The organism is Haliea sp. (assembly GCF_041395985.1).
Taxonomy (GTDB): domain Bacteria; phylum Pseudomonadota; class Gammaproteobacteria; order Pseudomonadales; family Halieaceae; genus Haliea.
Genome location: NZ_JAWKZJ010000002.1, coordinates 121,018 through 137,044, shown reverse-complemented (window position 1 = coordinate 137,044; position 16,027 = coordinate 121,018). Strand labels below are relative to the sequence as shown.

Sequence of the window (16,027 nt, the reverse complement as noted above, 5' to 3'; positions counted from 1 at the left end):
AGTTTCCGGAGCCAGCACATGGCTGATTACCTGATTGCCCCCTCTATCCTGTCGGCGAATTTTGCTCGGCTCGGCGAAGATGTGGATGCCGTGCTGGCCGCTGGCGCCGATGTGGTGCACTTCGACGTCATGGACAACCACTATGTCCCCAACCTCACCATTGGCCCGATGGTGTGCAAGGCGCTGCGCAAGCACGGCGTCACGGCGCCGATAGACGTGCACCTGATGGTCAGCCCGGTAGACAGGCTGATCGGCGACTTCGCCGAGGCCGGCGCCAGCTATATTACCTTCCATCCCGATGCGTCGACCCATGTCGATCGATCCCTGCAGATGATCCGCGATGCCGGCTGCAAGAGCGGGCTGGTGTTCAACCCGCACGCGGGGCTCGAGGCGCTGCGCTACGTGATGGACAAGGTGGACATGGTGTTGCTGATGTCAGTCAACCCGGGCTTTGGCGGCCAGTCCTTTATTCCGGCGACGCTGGATAAACTGCGCGAGGCGCGGGCCCTGATCGACGCCTCGGGCCACGACATCCGGCTGGAGATCGACGGCGGCGTCACCGCGGCCAATATCGCGGACATTGCGGCAGCGGGCGCCGACACCTTCGTGGCCGGCTCGGCCATTTTCAATGCACCCGACTACCGCGCCGTGATTGCGCAGATGCGGGCGGCGCTGGCGGAGGTGCAACAGCCCCGATGAACGAGGCAGAATTCAGCGCCCTCGCGGCACAGGGTTACAATCGTATCCCGGTCAGCACCGAAGTGCTGGCAGATCTCGAAACTCCGGTCAGCACCTATCGCAAGCTGGGTGAAGGGGCCCTCTCCTACTTCTTCGAGTCCGTGCAGGGCGGCGAAAAGTGGGGGCGCTATTCGATCATCGGCCTGCCCTGCCGCACGCTGTTGCGGGTGTTCGGCAACCGCGTCGAGGTGCTGGTGGATGGCGCTGTGGTCGAGCAGGCCGAGGTCGCCGACCCGCTGCAGTACGTCGAGGACTTCCAGCAGCGCTATCGCAGCGCACCGGATGCCGGCCTGCCGGTATTCCACGGTGGGCTGGTGGGTTACTTCGGGTATGACACGGTGCGCTACGTGGAGCCTCGGCTGCGCGCTGGCGCCCCCCGGGACGAGCTCGGCAACCCCGATATCCTGCTCATGGTGTCGGAAGAGGTGCTGGTGTTCGACAATCTGTCCGGCACCATCCGCCTGATCATCAACGCCGACCCGCAGCGGCCCGGCGCGCTGCAGGAGGCGCGGGAGCGCCTGAGCAGGCTCGCGCTGAAACTGCGTGAACCCATGCCGCCGTTACCGGATGTGGCGCTGGGCGGCGCCGATAGCGATGCGCTTGAGGCCTCAGCGACGTCGCATTTCGACGAGGCGGGCTTCGCCCGGGTTGTAGAGCGTATCAAGGACTATGTGCTGGCCGGCGACGTGATGCAGGTTGTGCCTTCGCAGCGCCTCCAGGTGCCGTTCAGCGCGCCGCCCCTGAATCTGTACCGGGCGCTGCGCAACCTGAACCCCTCGCCCTATATGTACTATCTGGATCTCGGGGACTTCCATATCGTGGGGTCGTCCCCGGAGATCCTCGCCCGCCTGCAGAACAATGAAGTGACCGTGCGCCCGCTGGCCGGGACCCGCCGGCGCGGCTACAGCGAGGCCGAGGACAAGGCGCTGGAGGCGGAATTGCTCGCGGACCCCAAGGAGATCGCCGAACACCTCATGCTCATCGACCTGGGGCGTAACGACATCGGTCGTATTGCCCGTATCGGCTCCGTCACCCTCAGCGACAAGATGGCGGTGGAGCGGTATTCCCACGTCATGCACATCGTGTCCAATGTCTGTGGCCAGTTGCAGCCGGGCAAGTCGGCGATCGATGTACTGCGGGCCACCCTGCCCGCCGGCACCCTGAGCGGGGCGCCCAAAATACGTGCGATGGAAATCATTGACGAACTGGAGCCGGTAAAGCGCGGCGTTTATGGCGGCGCCGTCGGGTATCTGTCCTGGGCCGGCGAGATGGACACCGCCATCGCCATCCGTACCGCGGTGATCAAGGACGGCAAGCTGTACATCCAGGTGGGCGCTGGCGTGGTCGCCGACTCGGTGCCCCGCCTGGAGTGGAAGGAAACTCACAATAAGGCGCGCGCCATGTTCCGCGCGGCGTCCATGGTGCTGGCCGGGCTAGACTCGCCGTGAGCGTGCGCGAGCAGCTGCAGGCTCTGCTGGCACACTGCGAGCACCCCTACGCGCTGCTCGATGAACTGTATCTGCCTGAAGACCAGGCCCGCGTGCTGCGCACCCGCAACCTGCGGCTGATACCCGGGGAGAAGCGGCGTCGCGGTGGCAAGTATGCCTATGCCGAGTGGGCCCACGTTATCGGCATCTTCCAGACGCTCATTGGCCAGCATATCGGCTGGCGGGAAGACCTGCGCGTGCTGGATGTCGGCTGTGGTGCCGGCCTGCTGGCCATTGCCTGCGAACCCTTTCTGGGTCGCGGCGGCTGCTACACCGGCCTGGATGTGGCTGCCGAGCAGCTTGCATTCTGTCGCCAGCACTACCAGGGTGAGCACTACCGTTTCCTGCACCTGGACACCGCCAATCCGTTCTACGCGCCTGACCAGACAGCAGCGGGCGCCCCCTGGCCGATCGCCGACGCTGGGCAACAGCTGGTGACTGCACTGTCGGTGTGGACGCATTTCAACGAACGGGACGCCCGTTTCTATATGGCGGAGCTGGCGCGCGTGCTGGAGCCCGGCGGCAAGGCGCTGGTGACGGTGTTTCTGCTGGATGAGGCGTATCACGCCACCTTGCCGCGCGCTGCGGACAAGGCCGCGCGCTTTCACGCCACGCCGCTTGAGCGCTGGGTGTTCGACCAGCCCGCTTACGGCTCATCCGAGTGGTTGTGTCCCGGCTGGGCGCAGGTGCCGGAGGAGGCCATCGGCATGACGCCGGTGGGCCTGGCCAGCCTGCTGGAGGCCAGCCAGCTGCGGCTCGCCGCCCACTATCACGGCAACTGGAAAGAAGTGCCGGGGCCGTTTTTCCAGGATGTACTGGTGCTGGAAAAGCCCCGGGAGCGCCGCGCCCCGGCTGAGTAGCAGGGTGCAGCGGCCTCTTTCGCGGGCCAGGGCTGTGGGCCGCAGGTATCTTTACCGGGTGCGTTGTGAGCTGCCCTCTCGCAGCGCCCTGAGGCATGGTAAACTCACGCCCCACGCTGCAAGGGACGACCATGCCTGACATTCTGATGATCGATAACTACGATTCCTTCACCTGGAATATCGTGCAGTATCTGGGTGAACTGGGCGCCGAGGTGCAGGTGGTGCGCAACGATGAGATTGGCGTTGCCGATATCGCTAACATCGCCCCGCGCAAGATCGTGATCTCTCCCGGACCTTGCACGCCCAACGAGGCGGGAATTTCCATGGACGTGATCCGCACCTATGCCGGCCAGCTGCCGATCCTCGGCGTCTGTCTCGGCATGCAGAGCCTCGGGCAGGTCTACGGCGGTCAGGTGGTACGCGCGCGGCAGGTGATGCACGGCAAGACATCGTTGATTCACCACCGTGGCCAGGGCGTATTCCGCGGTCTCAGCCAGCCCTTTGAGGCGACGCGATACCACAGCCTGGTGGTCGCTCGGGAGGGCTTGCCGGCTTGCCTGGAAATCACCGCCTGGACGGAAACCGCTGACGGCGAAATGGATGAGATCATGGGGCTGCGGCACCGGGAACTGGCGGTGGAAGGCGTGCAATTCCACCCCGAGTCGATTCTTACCGCGCACGGCCATGACCTGCTGCGCAACTTTCTGCAACAGGAGGCTCGTTGATGACCCTGCAGGACGCCCTTGCCCGCCTGGTGGATCACCAGTCACTCACCCGTGATGAAATGGCGCAGGTCATGCGGCTGGTCATGTCCGGCGCAGCAACCGATGCCCAGATTGGCGGCCTGTTGGTGGCCCTGCGCATGAAAGGGGAGAGCACCGAGGAAATCGCGGGTGCGGCGCAGGTGATGCGCGAGCTGGCGACGCCGGTGGAGGTCTCCGGTGAGCACCTGGTCGACCTCGTAGGCACCGGTGGCGACGGTGCCAATCTGTTCAATGTGTCGACGGCGGCCACCTTTGTCGTCGCGGCGGCCGGCGCGCAGGTCGCGAAGCACGGCAACCGCTCCGTTTCCAGCACATCGGGTAGCTCCGACCTGCTGGAGCATCTCGGGGTGCCGCTGGACCTGACGCCAGCGCAGGTGGCGCGGGCGATTGGCAGTGTCGGCCTGGGCTTCATGTTTGCCCCGGCGCACCACGCCGCGATGCGCCATGCAATCGGCCCGCGTCGCGAGCTGGGTATGCGCACGCTGTTCAATGTGCTGGGTCCCCTGACCAACCCGGCCGGTGTGCGCCGCCAGGTGATCGGCGTGTTTGACCCGGCATTATGCCGCCCTCTCGCGGAGGTTCTGAAGCTGCTGGGCAGCGAGCACGCGCTGGTTGTGCACGGGGAGGGCGGCCTGGATGAGATTACCTTGAGCGGCAGCACGGAAGTGGCCGAGCTGTGTCGCGGTAATATCGCCAGCTACCGCATTGCCCCCGAGGATTTCGGGATGGAGCGGCAGAGCCTCGAGGGGCTGTCGGTAGGCAGTGTCGAGGAGTCGGCGGCGCTGATTCGTGCGGCGCTGGCGGGGCGTGATACGCCAGCGGCACGCAAGGCCGCCGCAATGATTGCCCTGAATGCGGGTGCCACCATCTATGTCAGCGGCCTGGCGGCGACCATCGCCGATGGGGTGGCGCTGGCTGAGGACCTCATGGCGACAGGGCAGGCGCGGGAAAAGATGAAGGAGTTTGTCGATTTTACCCAGATGATGAGTCAGGGAGGTCACGCCTGATGGCTGCCGCCCCGACCATCCTGCGCCAGATTCTGGCGCGCAAATACGAGGAAGTGGCGGCAGGGCGCCGCCGTGAATCCCTCGCAGACCTTGAGTCCCGCATCTCGGAAAAGTCCGCCCCGCGCGGTTTCGTGGAGGCGCTGCGCCAGCGCGTGGGCGCAGCGCAGCCAGCGGTGATCGCGGAGGTGAAAAAAGCCTCGCCCAGCCAGGGTGTGATTCGCGCAGATTTTGATCCCGCCGCGATCGCGCGCAGCTACCAGTCCGGCAACGCCGCCTGCCTGTCGGTGCTGACCGACGTCGATTTCTTCCAGGGCAGTGATGCATATCTGGAGCAGGCGCGCGCCGCCTGCACCCTGCCTGTATTGCGCAAGGACTTTACCGTCGACACCTGGCAGGTGGTTGAGGCCCGCGCCATCGGCGCCGATGCAGTGCTGCTGATTGCGGCAGCGCTGGAGGATGCACAGATGCGCGAGCTGGCCAGCAGTGCCACTGAATACGGGCTTGACGTGCTCGTTGAAGTGCATGATCGCGCCGAACTGGATCGCGCGCTGGACTTGGGCCTGCCGCTGCTCGGCATCAACAACCGCGACCTGCACAGCTTCAAGACCGCCCTCGATACAACCCTGAACCTGCTGCCGCATATCCCAGGCGATCGCGTGGTGGTCACGGAAAGCGGCATCCACAGTCCGGAGGACGTGGCCGTCATGCGGGACGCGGGTGTCTTCAGCTTCCTGGTCGGCGAGGCATTCATGCGCGCCGAGGAACCCGGCGAGAAATTGCGGGAGCTGTTCTTTCCCGACTAGCGGGTGCCCAGCACCACCATGGTTTTTCCGGAAACTGCCACCAGACCCTCTTCTTCGAGGTTTTTCAGCACCCGCCCGGCCATTTCCCGCGAGCAGCCGACAATCTTGCCCAGCTCCTGACGGGTGACCTTGATCTGCATGCCGTCGGGGTGGGTCATGGCATCCGGTTGTTTGCACAGGTCTATCAGGGTGTGGGCAATGCGCCCGGAGACATCGACAAAGGCGAGATCCTTGAGTTTGCGTGTGGTCTGGCGCAAACGCATGCCCATCTGGTTGGCGATGGCAAAGAGAATGTCGGGGTAATGGCTGCGGATTTGGTGGAATCGGGCATAGGAAATCTCGGCGACCTCGCACTGCTCCCTGGCGACCACCATGGCGCTGCGCACTTCTTCGCTGGCGCCGAACAAGCCCATCTCCCCGAAGAAGTCACCGGCATTCAGGTAGCTGACCACCATCATGTGATCCGCATCGTTTTCATCCTGCACCATCACGGACACCGAGCCTTCGAGAATGAGGAACAGGCGATCGCAGTTGGCGCCCTCCTGCAGAATGACATGCTTGGCGCGGTAGATGGATCGGTTGCAATGACGGAGGAAGTTCTCCACACCTGGAATGGCACTGGTGACTTGGTGCTTCAGCATGCTGGGATTTCCTTCTTCTTGCCATGCGACCTGTAGGCCAATATTACCCCACGCGTGCGGCAAGTAAAACGTAAACCCCTGTGCTAAGCTCGCGCCGTCTTGCGAACAGGAGAAGCCGAGCGATGCAGGCAACCGTGAAGTGGGTGGATGGCGCCATGTTTCTGGGTGAGTCCGGTAGCGGCCACAGCGTTGTGATGGACGGGCCGCCCGACCTTGGCGGGCGCAATCTTGGCCCGCGCCCGATGGAGATGCTGCTGCTGGGGGTGGGGGGATGCTCGTCGTTTGACGTGATGAGCATGCTGCAGAAATCCCGCCAGCAGGTGGTTGACTGCCGCGTAGAGCTGCAGGCCGAGCGCGCCGATGCTGTGCCCGCGGTGTTCACCCGTATTCACATGCACTTTGTGGTGACCGGCGTAAACCTGAAGGAGAAGCAGGTGCAGCGGGCCGTTGAACTCTCCGCAGAAAAATACTGTTCGGCATCCATCATGCTGGGTGCTGCCGGCGTGGCGATGAGCCACAGCTTCGAAATACAGGTGTTTTCCCCGTCCTGAGGGGCGCTGCACCGCCCCGCAGCGGAGCAGGCAACTTACAGGTAGTAGCTGCTGCGGGTCATCAGCTTTGACACGACGCTCATCAGGTCCTTGACCGGCGCGGGCAGGTCTGCGCCGCCCGCTGCCAGGGCGTTTTCGCCATGGCGCTCTTCGTCTTCCAGCATCTTTTGCAGAATCAACTGGGATTTGCGGTCGTCGGCAGGCAGCTGTTGCAGGTGGTCGCGCAGGTGGCGACAGACCCGCTCTTCCGTGGCGGCCACGAAACCCAGGCTCCATTTGTCGCCGATTGCGCCGGCGCTCGCACCGAGCAGGAAAGACATTCCGTACCAGGCGGGGTTCAGATGGCTGGGGCGGCTACCCAGCTCCTGCAGGCGTTGGGCGCACCAGGCCAGATGATCCTCTTCTTCGCGCGCGGCCTCGCGCATGTCCTCGCGTACAGCAGGCAATTTGGCGGTCAGCGCCTGACCCTGGTACAGTGCCTGCGCGCAGACTTCACCGGTGTGGTTGACGCGCATCAGCCCCGCGACGTGGCTGCGCTGCGCCGGATTGAGGGTGCAGTCCCGGTGACCCTCGGCGGGAGAGGGGCGTGTGGCGGGCCTGCCGCGATTGCTGAGGGTACGCAATACGGTATCGGCTTCCCCCAGCAGGCGGTCCACGAGCGTCAGTTTTCGGCTATGCATGGCGTGCTCCATCACCGTGAAGCGCTAACTATAGCGGTCAATCGCGCGCCAACCAATATCGTTGCGTCGGGTCACGCCGTCCCACTGGATATGCTCAGCGGCGTCGTAACAGCTGCGCTGGGCGGCGGCGATATCCTCCCCCAGTGCGGTCACGCAGAGTACGCGGCCACCGTTGGTGACGACCGTGTCACCCCGAATGGCGGTGCCTGCATGGAAGACCTTGACGTGCTCCGGGAAGGCGTAATCGAGCCCGGAGATTGGCAGTCCTTTGGCGTAATCCCCCGGATAGCCGCCGGCGGCGAGCACCACGCCGATGGCGCAGCGGCTGTCCCAGGTGGCCTCGGCGCGATCCAGCTCACCGTCGAGTGCCGCAGCACACAGTGAGACCAGGTCGGATTGCAGACGCAGCATGATGGGCTGGGTTTCCGGGTCGCCGAAGCGACAGTTGTACTCGATGACTTTCGGGTCACCCGCGGGGGAGATCATCAGCCCCGCGTAGAGGAAGCCAGTGTAGTCATTGCCTTCTGCGGCCATGCCGCGCACGGTGGGCAGGATGACCTCATCCATGACGCGCTGGAACACGGCATCGGTGACGACGGGGGCCGGGGAGTAGGCGCCCATGCCGCCCGTGTTCGGCCCGGTGTCACCGTCACCGATGCGCTTGTGGTCCTGGCTGGTGGCCATCGGCAGCACGTGTTCGCCGTCCACCATAACGATAAAACTGGCCTCCTCACCCTGCAGAAACTCCTCGATCACGACACGGCAGCCGGCATCGCCGAAGGCGTTGCCCGACAGCATGTCAGTCACCGCTGCTTCGGCTTCAGCGAGGGTCTCGGCGACGATCACGCCCTTGCCCGCCGCCAGGCCGTCGGCCTTGACCACGATCGGCGCGCCCTGGGCACGCAGGTATGCGAGCGCAGGTTCCAGCTCGGTAAAGTTGCCGTAGGCCGCGGTGGGAATGTTGTGGCGGGCGAGAAAGTCTTTGGTGAACGCCTTCGATCCTTCCAGCTGGGCTGCGCCCTTGCGCGGCCCAAAGCAGCGCAGGCCGCGTTCCTGGAAGTAATCCACAATGCCTGCAACCAGTGGTGCCTCGGGTCCGACGATGGTGAGTGCGATGTTCTCCGCGACCGCGAAGTCGGCCAGCGCGGCGAAGTCCATGGGGTCGATGGCGACGTTCTGCAGGCCGGCTTCAGTAGCAGTGCCCGCGTTCCCCGGCGCGACGAATACACACTCGACGTCGTTGCCCTGTGCCGCTTTCCAGGCCAGCGCGTGCTCGCGGCCGCCGCTGCCAATCACCAGAATGTTCATCAATTGCTCTCTCAGTGGCGGAAATGGCGCATGCCGGTAAAGACCATGGCCATATCGTGTTCATCGGCGGCGGCGATAACTTCCTCGTCGCGAATGGAACCGCCCGGCTGAATGACGGCGGCAATACCGGCGTTGCCGGCGTTGTCGATGCCGTCTCGGAACGGGAAGAACGCGTCGGACGCCATCACCGAGCCGCGCACGGTGAGGCCCGCGTGCTCTGCCTTGATCGCGGCGATACGGGCTGAATTGACCCGGCTCATCTGGCCGGCACCCACGCCGATCGTGCGGCCATTTGCCGCGTAGACAATCGCATTGGACTTGACGAACTTGGCGACTTTCCAGGCGAACAGGAGATCCTGCATCTGCTGCGGCGTCGGTTGCCGCTTGCTGACAATGCGCAGATCCGCGCTGTCGACCATGCCCAGGTCGCGATCCTGGACCAGCAGACCACCATTTACCCGCTTGTAATCGAGCGCCGGGATGCTGTGGCCCCAGTTGCCGCAGGCGAGCAGTCGCACGTTCTGCTTGGCCGCGACCACCTCCAGCGCCGCGGCACTCACAGCCGGCGCGATGATCACTTCGACGAACTGTCGCTCGACGATGGCCTGTGCGGTTTCTGCGTCCAGCTCCCGGTTGAAGGCAATGATGCCGCCAAAGGCGGATTCCGGGTCGGTGGCAAAGGCGAGGTGGTAGGCGTCCAGCAGCGTCGCGGCGACGGCCACGCCACAGGGGTTGGCGTGTTTGACGATCACGCAGGCCGGTTCGGCGAAATTCTTCACACACTCCAGTGCGGCGTCGGTGTCCGCCACGTTGTTGTAGGACAGTTCCTTGCCCTGCAGCTGCCGGGCGGTGGCGATGCCGGCCTCGGCAGGGCGTGCTTCGACGTAAAATGCCGCTTTCTGGTGCGGGTTTTCCCCGTAGCGCATCTCCTGCGCCTTGTGGAACTGTGTGTTGAACGTGCGCGGGAACGCCGCTGAGCCGCCCGGAGTCAGTTTTCCGAAGTGGTTGGCGATGGCGCCATCGTAGGCGGCGGTATGCTCATAGGCGCGAATCGCCAGGTCGAAGCGGGTTGCCAGTGTGGTGGCGCCCTGCTGGCTGCGCATCTCCTCGATGATGCGGGTGTAGTCGCCTGCATTCACCACGATATTCACCCAGCGGTGGTTCTTTGCAGCGGCGCGCACCATGGTCGGGCCGCCGATGTCGATGTTCTCGACCGCCTCTTCCAGCGTGCAGTCCGGTCTGGCGACGGTGGCCTCGAAGGGATACAGGTTGACCACGACCATATCGATGGCATCAATGCCATGCTCAGCCATCACCGCGTCGTCCTGCCCGCGACGGGCGAGGATGCCGCCGTGGATCTTCGGATGCAGTGTTTTCACACGGCCGTCCATCATCTCGGGAAAGCCGGTGTGGTCGGCAACCTCGGTGACTGCGAGGCCGGCATCGCGTAGCAGGCGGTAGGTGCCGCCAGTCGACAGCAGCGCAACCCCGAGTTCCTGCAGGGCCGTGGCAAATTCAACGATGCCGGTTTTATCGGAGACGCTGATCAATGCGCGTCTAACGGTTACGAGATGGGAGTCGCTCATGGTGTATGGGGTGCCTGTCAGCTTTTGTCGGAAATGAGTTGGTACTGCTTGAGTTTCTTGCGCAGGGTGCCGCGATTCAGGCCCAGCATATGGGAAGCGCGGGTCTGGTTGTTGCGTGTGTAGTCCATGACGGCGCGCAGCAGGGGCGCCTCAACCTCGGCCAGCACGAGTTGGTAGAAATCCGTTGTCGACTGTCCATCCAGTGCCTCGAGGTACTCCCCCACTGCGCGTGCCACGGCATCGTGCAATCGCTCCGGTGCGGGCGCTGCAGGCGTGCTGTCGGGGAGGGTTGGGACGTCGGGTGTAAACGAGGGTGGGTCGGATTTCTTCATGCAGCCATGTTCTCTGCGGCGGTGCCTGTAAACAGTCGGTCAATCATGTGGAGTTGGGCGGCGCTGTCGTCGAGGGCGTTGAACTCGCCCCGGAACATGAGCCACTGTGGCTGGTGTTGCAGGAACCAACCGACATGCTTGCGCGCGATGCGCGGCCCCAGGAAGTCGCCGTAGAAGCGGTGCAGGGCGCGGACGTGGCCATGCAGCAGCGCGACCTGCTGCGCCAGCGAAGGTGCGGGCGGTGTGCTGCCGTTGGCCAGCCTTGCGGCGATCTGGCCGCAGAGCCAGGGGCGCCCCTGTGCGGCGCGACCGACCATGACGCCGGCGGCGCCGGTATGGCGCAACACCGCTACCGCCTTCTCGGCAGACTCGATGTCGCCATTGGCAAAGACCGGGATATCCACGGCGGCGACAATGTCAGCGATGGTGTCGTACTCCGCGCTGCCGCGGAAGGCACAGGCGCGGGTACGGCCGTGCACCGCCAGCGCGGCGATGCCGGCATCCTCGGCGATTCGCGCAATGCTGACGCCATTGCGCGCCTGCGGTGAGGGGCCCGTGCGGATTTTCAGGGTGACCGGGACCTGCACGGCCGCGACCACGGCCCGCAGGATATCCCGCACCAGAGGTTCGTCAGCGAGCAGCGCGGAACCGGCTGCCTTGCGGCAGACCTTCTTGGCCGGGCAGCCCATATTGATATCAATGACCTGCGCACCCAGGGCAACGTTATAGCGCGCTGCGGCGGCCATCTGCTGTGGGTCGTTGCCGGCAATCTGTACCGAGCGGGGTTCGATTTCAGCATCGTGGCGGGTGCGTAGCCGGGTCTTGTCGGTATTCCGCAGGCGCGGGTTGCTGTTGACCATTTCGGACACCACCAGCCCCGCACCGAGTCGCGCACAAAGTTGCCGGAACGGCAGGTCGGTGACCCCCGCCATGGGTGCCAGCGCTACGGCATTGGTCAGTGTGTAAGGCCCGATTTGTGGCATTGCGGGAGACTGTGAGGTCGCTTCAGAGAGCAGCCTATGATACGCCACCGCGGCCTGCGGTTAAAGCGCGCTGTGGGCTGCGGCGCGGGCAGGTTAGACTGGGGGCCGGTCTTGGAATCGAAAATAATGAAAACAGGAGGATGTATGAGCACAGCAAAGAGTCTGCAGGGCAAGACGGCACTGGTCACTGGCGGTGCCGGCGGCATTGGCGCGGCCTGCGCTGCGGCACTGCTGCAGGATGGCGCCGCTGTGGTGCTGATGGGGCGTCGTGAGGCGGCATTACAGGCGGCGCGCGCCGCCTTGCTGGAGAAGGTACCCGGCGGCGAGGTGCGTCTGTGTCCCGGCGACGCCCTGCGAGAGGAGGATGTGTGCAGGGCGGTGGACATGGCGCACGCTGTGGCCGGGCGGCTGGATATTGTGGTGCCCACCGTGGGCGGCGGGGGCTTCAAGCCGCTGTTGCTGCAGGATCTGGATGGCCTGCGTCGGGAACTGGACCTGAATATCGGCTCGGTATTTCTCGCCGTGCGCCACGCGGCCCCCTTGATGGCCCGTGGTGGCAGCATCGTCTGCATCTCCTCGACGACAGCAGGCATGCCGTTTCCCTGGTTGTCTGCCTATTGCGCGGGCAAGGCCGGTCTGGAAGGGCTGGTGCGTGCCGCCGCGGATGAGCTGTCCTATCTTGGGCTGCGGATCAACGCGGTGCGGCCCGGGCTGACGCGCAGCGAAGCCACGGGTGATCTCTTTGCCAGCCCCGAGGTCATGCAGGCGTTCGAGGAGCAGATACCGCTACGGCGGCCCGGTGAACCGGAAGACATTGCCGCCAGCGTGCGCTATCTGGCGGGCCCCGAGTCGTCCTGGGTGACGGGTCAGTGCTTCAATGTTGATGGCGGACAATGCCTGCGCCGGCACCCTGACATGACCGGATCGCTATCCTACCTGTTCGGTGACGCGCAGATGGCCGCTGTGCTGGGGCGTGAACCCCAGGATTGACGGCTCAGGCCCGGGACAGCTCGCCGCGCAGGCACACCCAGTCCTCGCGCTCTCCAGCCACGGTGAGCTTGATGCGCGCCGCGTAGTGCTCGCACAGGGCCGCCGCCTGGCTGTTGAGCAGGCCTGACAGCAGCAGGGTGCCGCCCGGTTTGAGCAGGCTGAGCAGGGTATTCGAAAGCTCCGCGAGTGGCCCGGCAAGAATATTCGCCACCACAACATCCGCCTGGCCCTGCCAGGCGGCATTGGTGGCGGCATCCGGCAGAGTGACGCTGAAGCGTTCATCTGCAACGCCGTTGCGCCGGGCGTTGTCGCGGCTGGCGACCAGCGCCTGCGGGTCGTTGTCCACCCCCAGGGCGCGTTCGGCGCCGAGCTTGAGTGCCGCCACCGCGAGGATGCCTGAGCCGCAGCCGTAGTCGACGAGGGTGTGGCCCCGCAGCGGCAGCTGGTCGAGCTGGCCAAGGCAGAGCGCCGTGGTGGGGTGTGTTCCGGTGCCGAAGGCCAGCCCCGGGTCCAACAGCAGATTGACGGCGTCCGGATCCGGCGGGTCGATCCAGCTGGGGCAGACCCACAGTTTTTCGCCAAAGCGCATGGGCTGGTAATGGCTGATCCACTCCCGCTCCCAGTCCTTGTCCTCGAGGATTTCCACCCGCTGGTTGCACCCCTCCAGGAGTGTGTCCGGGATGCGTTCCAGCACCGACGGCATGTGGGTGTCTGCGGGGAACAGGCCGGTCAGGCGTATGTGTTGCCAGAGCGGGGTTTCCCCCACGCCGGGTTCCAGCACCGGCTGGTCGGCATTGTCTTCCATGGTCACCGCCACTGCACCCGCCGCCAGCAGCTGTTCCTCAAGGGCAGCGGCGAGCGTCGGGCTGGTGTCCAGTCGCAGCTGTAGCCAGCTCACTAGCTCCAGTCTTCCAGCTTGCTTTCGAGGTAGTGAATGCTCACACCGCCAGCCTGGAAGGAGCGGTCCCGCACCAATTCCCGGTGCAGTGCCGTGTTGGTGCGGATGCCCTCGATGACCAGTTCGTCAAGGGCCTGCCGCATCCTCGCCAGGGCGATCTCGCGGCTCTCACCGTAACTGATGATCTTGGCAATCAGGGAGTCGTAGAACGGCGGTACGGTGTAGCCATCGTACAGGTGTGAGTCGACGCGGATGCCGGGACCGCCGGGTGCGTGGAACGTGGTGACCTTGCCCGGCGAGGGCATGAAGGTCTGGTGATCTTCGGCGTTGATGCGACATTCGAAGGCGTGGCCGCGAAAGACTACCTGTTCCTGGGTGACCGACAGCGGCAGGCCGCTGGCGATGCGCAGTTGCTCGCGCACGATGTCGATGCCGGTGATCATTTCCGTCACCGGGTGCTCCACCTGTACCCGGGTGTTCATTTCGATGAAGTAAAAACCACCGTCTTCATAGAGAAATTCGAAGGTGCCGGCACCGCGATAGCCGATTTCGATACAGGCGTTGACGCAGGCCTCGGCGACCTGGGCGCGCAGGTGTTCGTCGACACCGGGCGCAGGCGCCTCTTCCAGTACCTTCTGGTGACGGCGCTGCAGCGAGCAGTCCCTGTCCCCCAGGTGAATGGCGTTGCCCTGCCCGTCTGCGATGACCTGCACTTCCACATGCCGGGGTTTTTGCAGGAATTTCTCCAGGTAGACGACACCGGACCCGAAGGCGGCCGCTGCCTCGGCCTGGGTCAGCTGCACCGAGTTCAGCAGGGCCGCTTCATTGTGCACAACCCGCATGCCGCGACCGCCACCGCCGGCGGCAGCCTTCACGATCACGGGGTAGCCGATGCGCCGGGCAATCTCCAGCGTGCGCTCGGCGTCATCGGTGAGGGGGCCATCGGAGCCCGGAACCGTGGGCACACCGGTCTTTTTCATGGCCTCGATGGCCGACACCTTGTCGCCCATGAGACGGATGGTGTCGGCTTTCGGGCCGATGAAGATGAAGCCGCTCTTCTCTACCTGTTCGGCAAAGTCCGCATTCTCGGCCAGAAACCCGTAACCGGGGTGGATGGCGCTCGCGTTGGTGACTTCCGCGGCGCTGATGATCGCGGGTACGTTGAGATAGCTTGCGGTGGAGGCTGCGGGGCCGATGCAGACCGCCTCGTCGGCGAGGCGCACGTGCATCAGCTCGCGATCCGCCTTGGAATGGACCGCCACGGTCTTGATGCCCATCTCCTTGCAGGCCCGGAGAATCCGCAGGGCGATCTCACCGCGATTGGCGATGAGAACCTTTTCCAGCTTGGCCATGATGTATTCCTCTGCTTGCGGCGCGCAGGCGCCGGTGGCTGTGTCAGACGATGGAGAACAGAGGCTGCTCGAATTCAACTGCCTCACCGTTGTCGACCAGGATGGCCTCGATGGTGCCGGATTTGTCCGCTTCGATCTGGTTCATCATTTTCATGGCTTCGACGATGCAGAGGACATCGCCTACCTTCACGCTCTGGCCCACTTCGACGAACGCGGGCGACGTGGGCGAGGGGGAACGGTAGAAGGTGCCCACCATCGGCGAGGTGATGAGCTTGCCACTGTGTACCGGTGCGCTGGGCGCTGCCGCTTCTGCCGCGGGTGCAGGGGTCGCCGCTGGAGCACTGGGTGCCGGAGCCGCAGCAGGGGCTGGTGCCTGTGCATAGGCCGCCATCAGGGGTTGCGCGCTGTTGCGGCTGATGCGCACAGACTCCTCCCCCTCCTTGATTTCTATCTCATCGATGTTGGACTCTTCCAGCAATTCGATCAGCTTTTTAACTTTGCGAATGTCCATGACAGGGCTCTCTCTGGTTTTCGTTTCAGGGCTGTTCCAGTTGCCGCAGGGCGGCCAGTAAAGCGAGTTCGTAGCCGTGTGCACCCAGTCCACAGATCACGCCGACCGCCAGATCGGAGAAATACGAGTGCTGTCGAAAGGGCTCTCGGGCGTGGGTGTTGGACAGGTGCACCTCGATAAAGGGAATCGCCACCGCAGCCAGGGCGTCCCGCAGCGCGACGCTGGTGTGGGTAAACGCCGCCGGATTGATCAGGATGAAGTTCACGCCTTCGCGCCGCGCATCGTGGATGCGCTCCACGAGTTCGTATTCCGCGTTGCTCTGCATGGCGAGCAGGTGATGTCCCTGCGCGGTGGCAACGTGGGTCAGACGGCTGTCAATGTCGGCCAGGGTGGTGTGGCCATAAACGGCGGGTTCACGCTCCCCCAGGAGGTTGAGGTTGGGACCGTGCAGTACCAGAATGGTGGCCATGGTTATTCGCCTGTGCGTTTTTTGACCCATTGCGGCAAAGTCTGGCTGAAAAATCCGTGGCTGTCCA

At 64.5% G+C, this 16,027-nt stretch carries 18 protein-coding genes; 8 read left to right on the top strand and 10 right to left on the bottom strand.

What is annotated here, in order from left to right; genetic code table 11:
- The first annotated feature begins 18 nt into the window (after nt 1-18).
- The 6 genes from rpe (at nt 19) to trpC (ending at nt 5,659) form a co-directional block, all read left to right on the top strand.
- The gene (rpe, locus tag R3E49_RS04200) at nt 19-699 is read left to right on the top strand and encodes a ribulose-phosphate 3-epimerase (protein WP_371293904.1); all 681 of its coding nucleotides are present in this window, start codon (nt 19-21) and stop codon (nt 697-699) included.
- Complete coding sequence (trpE, locus tag R3E49_RS04195) at nt 696-2,186, top strand: anthranilate synthase component I (RefSeq protein WP_371293903.1); 1,491 nt, start codon at nt 696-698, stop codon at nt 2,184-2,186. Before rpe ends, trpE begins: the two co-directional genes overlap by 4 nt.
- Nucleotides 2,183-3,085 (top strand): class I SAM-dependent methyltransferase, encoded by a 903-nt coding sequence (locus R3E49_RS04190; protein WP_371293902.1) that lies wholly within the window; start codon nt 2,183-2,185, stop codon nt 3,083-3,085. Before trpE ends, R3E49_RS04190 begins: the two co-directional genes overlap by 4 nt.
- Nucleotides 3,086-3,216: 131 nt before the next feature.
- Nucleotides 3,217-3,810, top strand: a complete 594-nt coding sequence (locus R3E49_RS04185; protein WP_371293901.1) for an aminodeoxychorismate/anthranilate synthase component II — start codon at nt 3,217-3,219, stop codon at nt 3,808-3,810.
- Nucleotides 3,810-4,856 carry an anthranilate phosphoribosyltransferase gene (trpD, locus tag R3E49_RS04180; RefSeq protein ID WP_371293900.1) on the top strand — a complete coding sequence of 349 codons (1,047 nt, stop codon included), beginning with the start codon at nt 3,810-3,812 and terminating at the stop codon, nt 4,854-4,856. The genes R3E49_RS04185 and trpD overlap by 1 nt, the downstream gene beginning before the upstream one ends.
- Nucleotides 4,856-5,659: an indole-3-glycerol phosphate synthase TrpC gene (trpC, locus tag R3E49_RS04175; protein ID WP_371293899.1), complete on the top strand. Its 804-nt coding sequence runs from the start codon at nt 4,856-4,858 to the stop codon at nt 5,657-5,659. Before trpD ends, trpC begins: the two co-directional genes overlap by 1 nt.
- Here trpC and crp read toward each other — a convergent pair.
- Complete coding sequence (gene crp, locus R3E49_RS04170; protein ID WP_371293898.1) at nt 5,656-6,300, bottom strand: cAMP-activated global transcriptional regulator CRP; 645 nt, start codon at nt 6,298-6,300, stop codon at nt 5,656-5,658. The two genes, trpC and crp, sit on opposite strands and share 4 nt — an antisense overlap.
- 122 nt (nt 6,301-6,422) lie before the next feature.
- Here crp and R3E49_RS04165 point away from each other — a divergent pair, with 122 nt between their 5' ends.
- A complete protein-coding gene (locus tag R3E49_RS04165; RefSeq protein ID WP_371293897.1) occupies nt 6,423-6,851 on the top strand; it encodes an OsmC family protein in 429 nt (142 codons plus the stop codon).
- A gap of 35 nt (nt 6,852-6,886) precedes the next feature.
- On the opposite strand, the gene coq7 is transcribed toward R3E49_RS04165, so the two are convergent.
- Genes coq7 through dusB form a run of 5 tightly spaced genes read right to left on the bottom strand, consistent with a single transcriptional unit; the run spans nt 6,887 to nt 11,740 of the window.
- The gene (gene coq7 / locus R3E49_RS04160; protein WP_371293896.1) at nt 6,887-7,531 is read right to left on the bottom strand and encodes a 2-polyprenyl-3-methyl-6-methoxy-1,4-benzoquinone monooxygenase; all 645 of its coding nucleotides are present in this window, start codon (nt 7,529-7,531) and stop codon (nt 6,887-6,889) included.
- A gap of 24 nt (nt 7,532-7,555) precedes the next feature.
- Complete coding sequence (gene purD / locus R3E49_RS04155; protein WP_371293895.1) at nt 7,556-8,839, bottom strand: phosphoribosylamine--glycine ligase; 1,284 nt, start codon at nt 8,837-8,839, stop codon at nt 7,556-7,558.
- Nucleotides 8,840-8,850: 11 nt separating this feature from the next.
- On the bottom strand, nt 8,851-10,425 hold the full coding sequence (gene purH / locus R3E49_RS04150) for a bifunctional phosphoribosylaminoimidazolecarboxamide formyltransferase/IMP cyclohydrolase (protein WP_371293894.1): 1,575 nt from the start codon (nt 10,423-10,425) through the stop codon (nt 8,851-8,853).
- A gap of 17 nt (nt 10,426-10,442) precedes the next feature.
- Nucleotides 10,443-10,757 (bottom strand): DNA-binding transcriptional regulator Fis, encoded by a 315-nt coding sequence (gene fis / locus R3E49_RS04145; protein WP_371293893.1) that lies wholly within the window; start codon nt 10,755-10,757, stop codon nt 10,443-10,445.
- Complete coding sequence (dusB, locus tag R3E49_RS04140) at nt 10,754-11,740, bottom strand: tRNA dihydrouridine synthase DusB (RefSeq protein WP_371293892.1); 987 nt, start codon at nt 11,738-11,740, stop codon at nt 10,754-10,756. Before dusB ends, fis begins: the two co-directional genes overlap by 4 nt.
- Nucleotides 11,741-11,884: 144 nt before the next feature.
- Between dusB and R3E49_RS04135 the strand changes: the two genes are divergently transcribed.
- Nucleotides 11,885-12,730, top strand: a complete 846-nt coding sequence (locus R3E49_RS04135) for an SDR family NAD(P)-dependent oxidoreductase (RefSeq protein ID WP_371293891.1) — start codon at nt 11,885-11,887, stop codon at nt 12,728-12,730.
- Between the two features lie 4 nt (nt 12,731-12,734).
- Here the strand turns inward: R3E49_RS04135 and prmA are convergent, their stop codons facing one another.
- From prmA to aroQ, 4 genes are read right to left on the bottom strand one after another with little or no spacing between them, the layout of a single operon-like run.
- A complete protein-coding gene (gene prmA, locus R3E49_RS04130) occupies nt 12,735-13,628 on the bottom strand; it encodes a 50S ribosomal protein L11 methyltransferase (protein WP_371293890.1) in 894 nt (297 codons plus the stop codon).
- On the bottom strand, nt 13,628-14,980 hold the full coding sequence (gene accC, locus R3E49_RS04125) for an acetyl-CoA carboxylase biotin carboxylase subunit (RefSeq protein WP_371293889.1): 1,353 nt from the start codon (nt 14,978-14,980) through the stop codon (nt 13,628-13,630). The genes prmA and accC overlap by 1 nt, the downstream gene beginning before the upstream one ends.
- Before the next feature lie 43 nt (nt 14,981-15,023).
- A complete protein-coding gene (gene accB, locus R3E49_RS04120; RefSeq protein ID WP_290741790.1) occupies nt 15,024-15,491 on the bottom strand; it encodes an acetyl-CoA carboxylase biotin carboxyl carrier protein in 468 nt (155 codons plus the stop codon).
- Between the two features lie 25 nt (nt 15,492-15,516).
- Nucleotides 15,517-15,960: a type II 3-dehydroquinate dehydratase gene (gene aroQ / locus R3E49_RS04115; protein ID WP_290741788.1), complete on the bottom strand. Its 444-nt coding sequence runs from the start codon at nt 15,958-15,960 to the stop codon at nt 15,517-15,519.
- Nucleotides 15,961-16,027: the final 67 nt, after the last annotated feature.